The 13,290-nt window shown below is 69.0% G+C and carries 11 protein-coding genes and 1 riboswitch; of the genes, 1 reads left to right on the forward strand and 10 read right to left on the reverse strand.

Annotated elements, in window-relative coordinates:
• Window positions 1–148 precede the first annotated feature (148 nt).
• Window positions 149–2,083: an ABC transporter ATP-binding protein/permease gene (locus BST28_RS12010; RefSeq protein ID WP_019738381.1), complete on the forward strand. Its 1,935-nt coding sequence runs from the start codon at window positions 149–151 to the stop codon at window positions 2,081–2,083.
• A 122-nt stretch (window positions 2,084–2,205) separates the two neighbouring features.
• Here the strand turns inward: BST28_RS12010 and BST28_RS12015 are convergent, their stop codons facing one another.
• The 10 genes from BST28_RS12015 to BST28_RS12060 form a co-directional block, all read right to left on the reverse strand.
• A complete protein-coding gene (locus tag BST28_RS12015) occupies window positions 2,206–3,672 on the reverse strand; it encodes an FAD-binding protein (protein ID WP_065287310.1) in 1,467 nt (488 codons plus the stop codon).
• Complete coding sequence (locus BST28_RS12020) at window positions 3,669–4,172, reverse strand: VOC family protein (RefSeq protein WP_083081169.1); 504 nt, start codon at window positions 4,170–4,172, stop codon at window positions 3,669–3,671. The genes BST28_RS12015 and BST28_RS12020 overlap by 4 nt, the downstream gene beginning before the upstream one ends.
• Before the next feature lies 1 nt (window position 4,173).
• Window positions 4,174–4,830 carry an Rv1815 family serine proteinase gene (locus tag BST28_RS12025; RefSeq protein ID WP_065287406.1) on the reverse strand — a complete coding sequence of 219 codons (657 nt, stop codon included), beginning with the start codon at window positions 4,828–4,830 and terminating at the stop codon, window positions 4,174–4,176.
• Between the two features lie 136 nt (window positions 4,831–4,966).
• Window positions 4,967–5,527, reverse strand: coding sequence for a LysM peptidoglycan-binding domain-containing protein (locus tag BST28_RS12030; RefSeq protein WP_029249611.1), 561 nt, complete (start codon window positions 5,525–5,527; stop codon window positions 4,967–4,969).
• Window positions 5,528–5,639: 112 nt separating this feature from the next.
• Window positions 5,640–6,548 (reverse strand): sterol desaturase family protein, encoded by a 909-nt coding sequence (locus BST28_RS12035; RefSeq protein WP_029249612.1) that lies wholly within the window; start codon window positions 6,546–6,548, stop codon window positions 5,640–5,642.
• 48 nt (window positions 6,549–6,596) lie between these two features.
• Window positions 6,597–7,310 (reverse strand): MgtC/SapB family protein, encoded by a 714-nt coding sequence (locus BST28_RS12040; RefSeq protein ID WP_065287308.1) that lies wholly within the window; start codon window positions 7,308–7,310, stop codon window positions 6,597–6,599.
• Window positions 7,311–7,331: 21 nt separating this feature from the next.
• Window positions 7,332–8,534 carry a PPE family protein gene (locus BST28_RS12045; RefSeq protein ID WP_083081171.1) on the reverse strand — a complete coding sequence of 401 codons (1,203 nt, stop codon included), beginning with the start codon at window positions 8,532–8,534 and terminating at the stop codon, window positions 7,332–7,334.
• Window positions 8,535–8,970: 436 nt separating this feature from the next.
• Window positions 8,971–9,157: riboswitch (M-box (ykoK) riboswitch) on the reverse strand.
• Window positions 9,158–9,283: 126 nt separating this feature from the next.
• Window positions 9,284–10,618, reverse strand: a complete 1,335-nt coding sequence (locus tag BST28_RS12050; RefSeq protein ID WP_065289769.1) for a PPE family protein — start codon at window positions 10,616–10,618, stop codon at window positions 9,284–9,286.
• A gap of 5 nt (window positions 10,619–10,623) precedes the next feature.
• Window positions 10,624–11,907, reverse strand: a complete 1,284-nt coding sequence (locus BST28_RS12055; protein WP_234808265.1) for a PPE family protein — start codon at window positions 11,905–11,907, stop codon at window positions 10,624–10,626.
• A gap of 3 nt (window positions 11,908–11,910) precedes the next feature.
• A complete protein-coding gene (locus tag BST28_RS12060) occupies window positions 11,911–13,131 on the reverse strand; it encodes a PPE family protein (RefSeq protein WP_065289768.1) in 1,221 nt (406 codons plus the stop codon).
• Window positions 13,132–13,290 lie beyond the last annotated feature (159 nt).

Genomic DNA, 13,290 nt, shown 5'->3' on the forward strand with positions numbered 1-13,290 from the left:
GGTGGCCACCGTCTGCGAGGCGGGGGCACCGCCGCGTCCACCGGCCTTTGCGGCTCCGCTCATCCGACGCGACGGCACACCGCTGGGGTAGGTTTCGCACGGGATTTTCTCGACTCGGATACACCCCGGACAGCAAGGAGACGTGGCAGTGGACTCGAAGCTGTTCAACCCGTCCATCGACTGGTCGCACGCCCTGCCCGACTCGCTGCGGTGGATCGCGATGGCCTGGGTCATCAGCGCCGTGGGTGTGCTGGCCGTGGCGGCGCTGCTGCGGGTGAGCACCCGCTGGGGGCGCCAGTTCTGGGAGATCACCGGCGCCTACTTCACCGGGCGTGACAGCGGCCGGGTCTGGCTGATGCTGGGCGTGTTGCTGCTCTCGGTGATCACCGCCGTGCGGCTCAACGTGTTGTTCAGCTTCCAGGGCAACGACATGTACTCCTCGCTGCAGACCGCGTTCCAGGGCGCCGCCGGCGGCGACGACGCGATCAAACAGTCCGGGGTGCACGGCTTCTGGATGTCGATCGGCATCTTCAGCGTGATGGCGGTGCTGCACGTGGCGCGGGTGATGCTCGACATCTACCTGACCCAGCACTTCATGGTGAACTGGCGCATCTGGCTGACCGAGCGGCTCACCGGCGACTGGCTGGAGGGGCGGGCCTACTACCGCGCCCACTTCATCAAGTCGCCGCTGGACCCGGCGATCGGCGAGGCCATCGAGGGCGCCATCGACAACCCCGATCAGCGCATCCAGCAGGACATCGACATCTTCACCGCCGGCAACGGCGCCAATCCGAACGCCCCGGCCAACGGCACCGGCTCCACCCTGCTGTTCGGCGCCGTCCAATCGATGGTGACGGTGGTGTCGTTCACGGCCATCCTGTGGAACCTGTCGGGCACGCTGACCGTGTTGGGCGTCGACATCCCCCGGGCGATGTTCCTGATCGTTTTGGTCTACGTCACCATCGCCACCATCGTCGCGTTCTGGATCGGCCGGCCGCTGATCCGGTTGAGCTTCCGCAACGAGCTCACCAACGCGGCATTCCGCTACGCCCTGGTGCGGGTACGCGATGCGGCCGAGTCCGTCGCGTTCTACCGGGGTGAGCTCGCCGAGCGGATCCAGCTGCGGCAGCGGTTCTCGGCGATCATCGACAACTACCTGAAATTCGTGAACCGGACCATCGGGTTCGCGGGCTGGAACCTGTCGGTCAGTCAGGCGATCGTGCCGCTGCCCTGGGTGATCCAGGCACCGCGGCTGTTCTCCGGGCAGATCATGTTCGGCGGGGTCGCGCAGACCGCGTCCGCCTTCGGCAACATCTCCGATTCGCTGTCGTTCTTCCGCAACGCCTATGACAACTTCGCCGGCTACCGCGCCTCGATCATCCGTCTGCACGGGCTGGTGGAGGTCGACCGCGAGGCCCGCGACCTGCCCGAGCTGCTGGTCAAGCCCAGCCCGGACGGCACGGTGACGATCGAGGGCGTGGAGGTGCGCAAACCCGACGGGGACCCGCTGATCGAAGCCCTGGATGTCGATCTGGGGGTCGGCGACGCGCTGATGATCGCCGGGCCGTCGGGCAGCGGCAAGACCACGCTGTTGCGCAGCCTGGCCCAGCTGTGGCCGTACGCGTCGGGCACCCTTCGGCGCCCCGACGCGGTCAACGAAACCATGTTCATCTCCCAGCTGCCCTACATTCCGCTCGGTGATCTGCGGGCGGTGGTGGCCTACCCGCTGGCGGCCGGCGAGGTCTCCGACGCCGAGATCTCCGACGCGCTGGTCAAGGTGGCGCTACCGCATCTGGTCGACCGGCTCGATGACGTCGAGGATTGGGCCAAGGTGCTCTCTCCCGGCGAGCAGCAGCGGGTGGCGTTCGCCCGGCTGCTGTTGACCCGGCCGAAGGCGGCCTTCCTGGACGAGTCGACCTCGGCGCTCGACGAAGGTCTGGAGTTGACGCTCTACCGGCTGCTGCGCGCCGAGCTTCCCCAGACCATCCTGGTCAGCGTGAGCCACCGGCACACGGTGCGCCAGCACCATGACCAGGTGCTCGAGTTGCTCGGGGGCGGCCGCTGGGACTTGAGTCCGGTCTAGTCTCCCTAGTCTCCCGCGGTCTGGTTTCCGCGGTCTAGTCTCCCGCGGTCCGGTTTCCGCGGTCTAGTCTCCCGCGGCGAGCAGACGCGGAATCGCATCGGCGCAGACCGTTCAGTGCGACTCTATGTCTGCTCGCGCCGAGATCTGGCCGCGTGTTCCCCGGCGCGACGGCCGAAGAACGAACCCTCCCCCAACTGGGTGCCGCTGGCGTAGCCCTTGCCGTCCTGGGCGATGTTGGCCGCACACGCGCCGGCGGCGTAGAGCCCGGGCACCGGGCTGCCGTCGTCGCGCAGCACCTGGCCGTCCACCGAGGTCGCCAGCCCGCCGATCGTGAACCCGGCATACATCGCCTTGCCCAGCGACAGGTCGAACGCGCCCCACGGCCCGGTGTCCTGCGGAGCGAGGAACGGCGGCTGCTTGTGAAAGTCCGGGTCCTCCCCGCGCGCCGCGTACATGTTGTAGCGGTTTAGCGTCGCCACCAGGTTTCCCTCCGGAATACCAAGCGCCGCTTCCATTTCCGGTACCGACTCCCAACCGTCGATCAGCGGAACCAAGGGCACTTGCGGCTTGCGCATGTGCGTCTCGTCCACGATCAGGAACGCCGCGCTGTCGGGCTGGTCCATGACGAACCCCGACGTACGTGAGTGATACGAGTCTTCGGCGACGAAACGCTTGCCCTCCTTGTTGACGATGATCCCGGTGAGCAGGATCGAGGGCGGATAGACCGGTGCGGTGATGAAGATCTGGTCCATGTGCTTGGTGGCGGCGCCCACCGACATCCCCATCCGGATGCCCAGGCCGTCGTCATAGGTGTTGCCCAGCACGAATGGCTTCTCCGCCAGCTTCGGCGTGTACTGAGCGACCATCTCCGGATTCATCACGAAGCCGCCGGCGGCAATCACCACCGACTTCGCTTTGATGACACCGCTTTCGGTGAAGTGCTTCCACGTGACACCCACGACGGCGCCGGAAGGATCGGTGACCAGACCGGTGGCGCCGGTTTCGTATCGGATCTGCACGCCAAGGTTTTCGGCGCGCTTGAGCAGCAGGTCGATCGCCATCTTGGCGCCCTGGGTGTCACCGGGCACCGGAACCTTATGCCCGCGCGGCGCCGGAACGGCCTCGTTGAGAAACGGCCACACCTTCTCGTTGCCGGTGAACATCAGCCCCTCGGTGTTGGGCTGGATCACCGCCTTCTCCGGGTAGTAACTGCGCTCGAACTTGATGCCCAGGTCCTCGAGCCAGTTGAAGTGCTCGACGCTGCCGTCGCAATAGGCCCGGATCTTGTCGTGTTCGGGTTCACGCGACACCGCGACGAGGTACTTGTACATCTCGTCCGGGCTGTCGGTGTGCCCGGTGGCCTCCTGGACCGCGGTGCCGCCGCCGAGGTAGAAGTGGCCGCCGGCCATGGCGGTGGTGCCGCCCGCCTCGGCCGCGCGCTCCAGCACCAGAACCCGGGCTCCGGCCGCTGCCGCGGTGACCGCCGCGCAGCCGCCACCGATGCCGAAGCCGATCACCACGACGTCGACGTCGTCGGACCACTCCGAAACAGCTTCGGCACTGGTGGTGTCCGGGATCTGGGTGCTCATTGCCGCTGCTCCTGTTTGATGTAGTCGAAGACCGCACGGATCTCGGCCGGGACGTAGGCGATCTCCAGGTAGGGGATGCCGGCTTCCGGAGCCGAGACGTACGCGAATTTCATGCCGCCGGGCATCACGCCCCGGGCAACCACGTCGGCGCCCTGCTCGGCGGCGTCGTTCAGCATAACGTCGAAGTTTTCGGGGTCCTCGGCCTCGATGCAGACATGGTGCAGACCCGGACCGTGGACACGCAGGAAGTCGTCGTAGAGGCTGCGCCCGCTCACCGGTGCGATCAACTCCAGCTGCATGTCGCCGAGATAGCTCAGCGCGATGTCGGCGACGAAATCAGCCGGCTCGCCCCGGTAACGGCAGGTGTCCGGGGCGAAGTGCACCCCCGGCATGCGGACCCACTTGCGCACCCCCAACAGCGCGCTCAACATCGCTTCGGTGGCGGCCAGATCACCGGTGACCCAAGCGATCTGAACGGGTGGTCGGGGCGTCGGGATCATGTCAGGGGGTCGGCACGCCGACGTCTTCGCGGACCTGCTGGGAGATCGCCGACCATGACACGGCGGCAGGGTACTCCCCCCACACGCTGTTGAACAGGCCGACGATCCGGGCCAGGCCGGGGCCGCGGATCACATACACCGGGCCACCGGAATCACCCTGTTGACTGCGGACGCCGTGGTCCATGGTGAACCAGCCGTTGTTGACCCGCTCCACGGTTCCGCAGGTCTCTCCGGTGACGATGCCGAAGTGACAGACCGGCTCGCCGGGGGCCACGTGGTCGTCCGGCCCGGCCTCCAGGCGCAAACCACCGGGAAGGATGTCATTGGTGTCGACGCCGTCGGCCAGCACTATCGCCTCGTAGTCGGCGATCACCTGGTCGGTGTTGACGGTGGCACCGTTGGGGGTGTTGTCGCGGAAGGTCGCCAGCGTGCCGATGACGTTGCCGTCCCGGTCTCTGACCGGGCCGCTCCCCCGGCAATGCCCGGCGGTGAAGGCGACGCGCATGACCGGGTCAACGTAACCGAGCGTGCAGACGTGGGTGTCCTGGTGGATCTCCATGCCGGGAAACACCAGCACCAGATCGGCGCGAGCGGTGCCGATCGCCGGAGCCGCGGCCGTCGCCCCGACTGCAACACCCACCGCCAGCACCCGCACAATGCGCCCGCGCACCGTCGACTCCGATCGTTGAGGCCGGTTCGGTTCCGGCCGGGATTCGACCGCCGTAATCACCGGCGCAGCGCAGCGGCCCGGCTCCGTGTGGACTCCGGGCCGCCGCGTCGGCCGTCAGCGGCGGTCAGGGGATCGTCAACTCCTGACCGGGGTGGATCAAGTCCGGGTTGGCGATACCGCTGGCCTCGGCGATCTGCGGGTATTTGTTGCCGTCACCGTAGAACCGCTCGGCAATGGCCCACAGCGTGTCACCGGAGACCACGGTGTACTTACGCGCAGCGGGCGCAGCAGGCTCAGCGGGCGCTTCCGGGGCTGCTTCGGCCTTGGGTTCTTCGGCCGGTGGCGGCGGAGCGTCGGTCTCGGTCTTGGTGGACCAGGCGGCACCGTCGGCGGCGTACAGCACCAGGTTGCGGTCGTCCTGGAGCACCAGCTTGACGTCCTTCTTGCCCTTGGTGTCGGTGTGCCAGACGGGTTTGTCCGCGGTGTAGAGCACGAAGTTGCCGTCGGGCTGCACCTCGGCGCGCACCACATCCTGGCCGTTGGTGCCAGACGCCCAGACCGCCTTGCCGCGCGAAGCCAGCACCAGATTGCCGTCGTCTTGCAATGTCAGGGTGTACGCCCCGTTCTTGGAGGTCAGCGACTCGCCTTTGACGAGCTTCTTCCCTGCGGTGAGCGTGTCTCCCAAGCTCTGTGCCACGTTGTTCCCTTCCCGTCGGGACGCCGCGGCCGAACACGCCGGGGCGTTGTCGCGCTGATGCGACGTCGCAAGCCTATGCGAACCGCGGACGGTGCGCGCCTCATTGCCGCAGTGCCGCCGACGCCTCCGCCGCTCCCGACGGCACCGGCTGCCAGCCGGGCGGCCCGAACACATATCCGAGCCGGTCGCGCCAGCGGCTCGCGCCGCGCACATCGGCGATGATCGAGGCGTATTCGTGGAACTGCAGTTTCACGATGTTGAAGGTGTCGACCTGCTTGGTCAGCCCGTAGTGCGGACGGAACCGCTCGGGTGCGAAGGTGCCGAACAGCCGGTCCCAGATGATCAGGATGCCACCGTAGTTCTTGTCCAGGTACTCGCGGTCCATGCCGTGGTGCACCCGGTGGTGCGACGGAGTGTTGAAGAAGAATTCGATGACGCGCGGCAGCTTGTCGATCCGCTCGGTGTGCACCCAGAACTGGTAGATCAGGTTGACCGAGAATGCGGCGAACACCATCCAGGGCGGAATCCCCAGCAGCGGCAACGGAATCCACACCAGGATCTCTCCGCTGTTGTTCCACTTCTGCCGCAGCGCGGTAGCCAGATTGTAGTACTGACTGGAATGGTGGGCCTGGTGGGTCGCCCAGATCAGCCGGACCCGGTGCGCGATCCGATGGTAGGTGTAATAGAGCAGATCCACCCCGAGGATGGCGATCACCCAGGTGTACCAATCCCTCGGCGAGAGGTGCCACGGCGCCACATAGGTGTAGAGGGCCGCGTAGCCGAGCAGCGCCAGCAACTTCCACCCGGCGGTGGTGGCCACCGACACCAATCCCATCGAGATGCTCGTCCATGCGTCCCTGCTCCGGTAGGACCCGCGTTCGAGATCTTCGAGCTTGCGGGCCGCAGTCCATTCCAGGGTCAGCAGCAGCAGGAAAAACGGAATGGCGAACAGCACCGGGTCGCGCATCGGCCCGGGCAACACCGACCACACACCAGCGATAGCATCCACCGTGCTCACCTCCACCGACACCAGCCTAACGGCGTGTCCCGTCCGTCATTATTCCGGCGACAGTGCCGCCTGATCCTCGGAGTGCCAGTGCACCGCATAGACCCCCGGCTGCAGCGACAGTTCGCCGACCAGGCGCTCGAGACGGTCCGGCGCCCGGCTGTCGGACAGCATCGACGCGGTGAGCGCGATGTTGTCGTCGGCGGCGCGGCCGGTGTGGATCCCGCGCAGGACCAGGTCGTTGCCGGCGGTGTGCTGCACGATCTGGGCGCGTAGGTACTTCTCGGATTTCGGCCGGCAGATCACCTGCACCCGGTAGGGCGACTGCGGCTCGTCCTCCTCGATGTGCTGGTCACGGTCGATGAGCCGGCCCAACGGCCGCAACAACAGGTGGGTGCCGACGATCGCACCGGTTCCGATCACCGCGAACAGCAGGTTTCCCGCCGCCGCCAGCACGCCGACGGCGGCCGAGCACCACAGGGTGGCCGCGGTGTTCAGGCCCCGGACGTTGAACCCTTCGCGCAGGATCACCCCGCCGCCGAGAAACCCCACCCCGGACACCACATAGGAGGCGACGCGGGTGGAGCTGGTGTCGTTGGCGGCGACGCCGTACAGCACGAACAGCGTTGCGCCGGCAGCCACCAGCGCGTTGGTGCGCAGCCCCGCCATCCGGGCCCGCCACTGACGTTCCAGCCCGATCAGCGCGCCGCAGCCCAACCCGACGGCCAGTCGCAGCGTGAACTCGGCGACGCTCAGCGTCTGCATGAGCTAACCCTGTCACACGGCCTAACCGGCGACCACCGGCCGAACCATCACCGTGGGCTTGAAGCCGTAGCGCGGGGCGGCGAAACCGTAGTTGCGGCCTTGCCCGGCGCCCGCCAGCGGCACCCCCGGCATACCGGCCGCGCCGGGCTCCGCGGCGTGCGCGGCGACCGTCCACCCCGTGGCCGCGACGCCGCTGGCGGGTGCGGTGGTCGGCACGGCCGCGGCCCAGGACTGCGGTACCGACAGCCCCCCGACCGAGGCCGCTTGACCCATGGTCGCCGAGGCGGTGCCCAGCCCGCCCAACCCGTTGCCGAGTCCGCCGCCCAAGCCGGCGCCGAGGCCGTGCAGGCCCAGACTCGGCAGCAGCATGTCCATCGGGTCGACCGCACCCAAGCCCAGCGGGTCGGCGGCGGCCAGCATGGCACCGCGGATGACCGCGATGTCCGCGCCGGCCTGGGTGATGCCCGCCAGGCCCATCGGGCTGAAGGAGCTGCTCATCAGGTTGGTCATCGCGTTGCCCAGGTCGCCGGCGCTGATCGCCTCGCCTCCCGTGGTCGGCGGCTGCACCGGCGCCGCGAGAGCCTGCAGCGTCTGCGGGGTGTTCGTGATCGCCTGGGACAGCGTGGATTGCGCGTTCGACGCGGCCGATGTGCCGGCAGCCTGGGCGGTCGCGGCCTGCTGGGCGCCCTGCGCCGACGGGTCGGCGACTTCGCGCGGCGGGCTGAACGGCGTCACCTTGGTGGCCGCCGCCGACGCGGCCGCGTAGCCGTACATCGCGGCGGCGTCCTGGGCCCACATCTGGCCGTAGTGCGCCTCGGTGGCCGCGATCGCCGCGGCGTTCTGGCCCAGGAAGTTGGTGGCCACCAGCGTCGCGAGCTGGCTGCGGTTTGCCACGATCAGCGGCGGCGGCACCGTCATCGCGTACGCCGCGTCGAACGCCGCGGCGGCCGCCTTCGCCTGTGCCGCCGCCTGCTCCACCTGGGCGGCGGTGGCACCCATCCATGCGACGTAGGGCTCGGCCGCGGCGGCCATCGCCGCCGACGCCGGCCCCATCCAGGCTTCGCTGACGAGTCCGTTGATGACCGACTGGTAGGCGGCCTCGGCCGCGCCGAGTTCGGCGGCCATCTTGTCCCAGGCCCCTGCGGCGGCCATCATCGGTCCCGAGCCGGGGCCGGTGTAGATGCGAGCCGAGTTGATTTCCGGCGGAAATGCTCCGAAGTCCATGGCATTGCTCCTTTTTGATCGAGGGTTTTCGTGAATCGTTGGGTGGTCTTGGCGGGTGTGCGGGCACGGTCGATGTCCCGAGGCGTTTACAGCCGTGTTGGCCGGCAGGAGACTCGGCAGCAGGTCATGACGACATGCCGGAGCTGGGCATGACGAGCGAATCGCCGCTCAGCGAAAAGGCCGAGCCATCAAGCGATTTCAGGACATATCGGATCCTGGCGCATTCCGCGAACGGAAGTCACGCCAGTCGAATAGGTCAGCGCCGGTGAGAATCAGTTGGTGAAAGCGGTACCGAGAGCGAAGGAGACGACCATCGATCTCGGATAGGAACTATCACTCGGACTCAATGTCGCTCTCACCTCCTCTCGGCCTGGGCACACGCGGGTGCCTGCACTGATGCACAAAGAGGTGAATGCGCCCGGCGACACGGCCGGACCCCGCACCCCTCTCGTCAGAGCTTCGGCACTGCACGGCGTGTCCTGGCCTGCGCAAACAATGCAGACCCGGAAGCCACTTGGGCTCAACCCTTAATCCGGGAAGAGCTGTCCTGACCCGGGGCGTCTTTCGACGTTCGGGGTCAGTGGCCTGTATCCATGCAGACGCCTCACCTAACGAGGTGCTTGCCTCACCATAGTGCACCAGGTGGCTGGCATGGTCAATCGGGCGCGGCGCGTCACCGACCGCTTCTCGGCAGCCGGACTATACCGGCGCCGAAAGAGCCTGTCGTCGAAGCAGAATTAGCGCCGGCGTCAGCCGGGCTGCCGATCGGGTCCGGTGGTGTTCTGACCGTCGCGCTTGACGTGTACGGCGTGCACACCGGGCTGTTCGGCGAGCTCTTCCAGCAGGCTGTCGAGGCGGCTGGGGTCGACGTGCCAGTGCTGCACCTCGGTGGTGCCCGCCAGCTCGGTGACCAGGCGTTCCAGCCGGCTCTGCGCATGGCCGTTCATCGCCGCGGCGGGACGGCTGCGTGGCGCGGCGCCGGTGAGTGCCCGCCCCGCCAGGCCCGCCAGGGCCAGGTCCCCGAACACCCCGGTGGGAATCGCGGCAGCCGCGGCCGGCCCGGCACCCGGCAACGCGACGGCCGCCATCTTGGCCACCGGCGCGGTCGCCACCCAGTTCGGCGGGACACTGAGCCTGCCGATCGTGCCCGCATTGCCCGCGCTGGCCGAGATCGGCGCGGAGCCGACCGGGATGGACGCATCGGCGGCCAGCACCGTTGCACCGGAACCGAATCCGGCGCTGCCGCCGGTGGCCGCGGCGATGTCGAGGTCGATAGTGAGATTGCGTGAGTACTGGATCAGTCCGTAAAGGATGGTCTTGATCGCATCGTTGAACGGCACGATGCTCTTGGCCACCAGTTCGACATACGAGACGACCTGGGTCAACGACAGGCCGGTGGCGGTCTGTGCCGGTTGCGTCGACGCCGCTGCAAGCCCCGCCGCCGGAGCAAGCCCATTCAGTGCCTGCGGTATCGCGGTGATCAGCTGCGACAGCTGGTCGTGTGCACTGCCCGCGGTGGCCGCGGCGACTGCCGCCGCCTGTCCGCCGAGACCCGCAGGATCGGTGGTCGCCGGCGGTTCGGTGAACGGGGTCAGTGTGGTCGCGGCCGCCGACTGGGCCGCGTATCCGTACATCGCGATCGCATCCTGCACCCACAGCTGGGCGTAATCGGCGTCGAGCGCCGCGATCGCCGCGCTGTTCTGCCCGAGCACGTTCGTCGCGACCAAAGTCGTCTGCGCGCTGCGATTCGCGGCGATCACCGGCGGGGGCGCGACGGCCGCATAGGCCTGGTCGAACGCGGCTCCGGCCGCGATGGCTCGCGCGGCGGTCTGCTCAGCCAGCGCCGCGGTGGCGTCGAGCCAGGCCAGGTAGGGCGTCACGGCGGCCGCCATCGCCTCCGACGTCGGTCCCAGCCACCCCTGGTCGGTCAGGCCGGTCAGCACCGACCGGTAAGCCCTGGCGGCCGAACCGGTTTCGGCGGCCAGACGCGCCCACGCCGTTGCAGCGGCCAGCATCGGTCCCGATCCGGGGCCGGCATACAGGCGCCCGGAATTCACCTCCGGCGGCAGTGCGGCGAAATCCATGGCGATCACTCCTGACCCGGAACCGGTTCGCCGGTGTCGAAGTAGACCTCGTGGATACCGGGTTGCCCGGCCACCTCCCCCAACAGGCTCTTGAGCTCGCCCGGCTCGACGTGCCAGTGCCGTACCTCGATCCCGGTGAGTCGGTCGGCGATTCGCTCGCTGGGTGCCTCCGCCCGGCCTGCAGGTGCGCGACGGCCCGGCCGTCCGGCGGCCAAGCCGGCCGCAGCGACGCCGGCACCATGTCCGGCGGGTGCGGCCGCGGCCGCCGACGCGGCGGTGGGCGCCGCGCACGCGGTGGGCGCGGTCTCGGGTAGCGACTCGGCCCAGGTCGGCGGGACCGCGAGCTTGCCGACAGTTCGCGCGCTCCCTGCGTTCGCGGCCACCACCGGCCGAACGCCTTCGGTCAGAGCAGTCGATTCGGCACCGGCCAATGCCCTTGCGCCGGAACCGAACCCGGCCCTGCCACCGGTGGCCTGGGAGATGTCGAGGTCGGTGTTGAGGTTGCGGGCATACTGGCCCATGCCGTAGAGCACCGAGATGTTGGTGTCGTTGGCGGGCAGGACGGTGCGCGCCAACGTCTCGATGTAGGAGGCGGCCTGCGCCGCCGGGTCGGTGCTCTGCGCCGAGGCCAGCGCACCGATCGGCGAGGCCTGCGCACCCCCGGAGCCGGAGAGCCCGCGCAGTGTCTGCGGTATGGCGTTCAGCAGTGGGGACAGCTGGTTCTGGGTGGCCGCGGTGTCCCCTCCGGCCGACCCATCGGTCACCGGGGGCGGCGGGGTGAAGGGCTGCAGCGTCGTCGCGGCGGCCGAGCGGGCCGCGTAGCCGTACATCACCGTCGCGTCCTGCAGCCACATGAGGTGGTACTCGGCCTCGGTCGCCGCGATCGCTGTGCTGTTCTGCCCGAGCACGTTGGAGGCCACCAGGACCACCAACTGGGCCCGGTTGGCGGTGATGGCCGGCGGCGGCACCGTCGCGGCAAACGCCTGCTCGAAGTCGCTCACCGCCAGCATCATTCGGCTCGCGGTGTGCTCGGCCGCCGCCGCGGTGGTGCGGAGCCAGTTCGCGTACGGCGTCGCCGCGGCCGCCATCGCCTGTGATGCCGGACCGAACCAGCTCTGCCCGCTGAGCTCGGCGATCACCGCCTGATAGGACGCGGCCACCGCGCTGAGTTCCCCGGCCAGCCCCCGCCAGGCGCCGGCCGCGGCCAGCATCGGGCCGCTACCGGGGCCGGCATAGATCAGCGCGGAGTTGATCTCCGGTGGCAGCGCGCCGAAGTCCACGCCGGACACCGCTCAGTCCTCCGCCGACGGGGGGATCACGATGATGGTCGCCTTGCTCGGCTTACTGGGCTTGCTCGCCGCCGCCAGGCCGGTCGCCCCGCCCACGTCGCGACCGGCGGCTCCCCGGCTGACCGCCATGGCGCGTCCGGCCAGGCTACTCAGGGCCAGATCGCCGGCCAGACCGGTTTCGCCCTCCGCGGCAACCGCCGCGACGGCTTGCGGCCCGGCCTCCGGGAAGACCGCGGCGACAGCCTTGGCGGTCGTGGTCTGGGCGATCCAGCCCTGCGGCACCGATAGTCGCCCGATCGCCCCGCCGTTGCCCAATCCCGCTGACACCATCGGGGCACCGGCCAATCGGCTTCCTGCCAGCGCCCCGGCCGGAAGCGCCTTCGGTTCGTCGAGCCAGGGTTTGGGCCCCATCGCCCGGTTGACCGCGGAGACCACGTTCGCGCCGTTCATCGGCAGCAGCACGCACTGGATCGCCAGCAGGTAGGGAATGCCGCCCACTCCGAACAGCGAGATCGGCGACAGCGGGCCGGCCAGAAAATCAAGTATCGCCGTCGGGTCCGCCTGCGCGGGCCCCGATACCGCCATGCTCTGCAGCGCCTGCGGCACCATCGAGATCAGTTGGCTCAACGACGACTGCGTCTGGGCAGCCGTTCCGGTCGCCGCCTGGGTGGCTGCCGCGGCCTGGGCCTGCAAGCCGGCCGGGTTGGTGGTCTGGGGCGGCGCGGCGAACGGGGGCAAGGCGGTGGCACTGGCAGAGGCGCCGGCGTAGCCGTACATCGCCCCGGCGTCCTGGGCCCACATTTCGGCGTATTCCAGCTCAGCGGCGGCGATCGCCGCGGTGTTCTGGCCCAGGATGTTGGTGGCGATCAGCGACAGCAACAGACTGCGGTTCGCTTCGATCACCGGTGGCGGCACCGTCGCGGCGAACGCGGCATCGTAGGCGGCCGCAGCGGCCCGGGCTTGAGCGGCGGCCTGCTGGGCTTGCACGGCCGTGCTGCCCATCCAGCCGGCGTAGGGCCGTGCGGCCGCCGACATCGTCGCCGCCGTCGGCCCGGACCACGCTTGGGTAAGGCTGGTGACCACCGCGTTGTACGACGACGCGGTCGAACTCAATTCGGCGGCCAATGCGTCCCACGCTGCGGCGGCCGCCAGCAACGGTCCCGAACCGGGGCCGGAATACATTCGGCCCGAGTTGATCTCCGGTGGCAATGCTCCGAAATCCATGCCCTCCACCTCTGGTCGATCGGCCGCCGCGTGGATCTCCGATCAGCCGGTGACGGTGCACTGCCCCGGTGGGCCCTGGTTGGTCAGGCCCAGCTGGAGCCGACGGAGGCGTCGGTGTTGGCCATGTTGTTGCCGGCGCTCTGCACCTTCTGACCGTGG

Origin of the sequence: Mycolicibacter kumamotonensis, assembly GCF_002086285.1 — a bacterium.
In the GTDB taxonomy this organism is placed as follows: Bacteria; Actinomycetota; Actinomycetes; order Mycobacteriales; family Mycobacteriaceae; genus Mycobacterium; species Mycobacterium kumamotonense.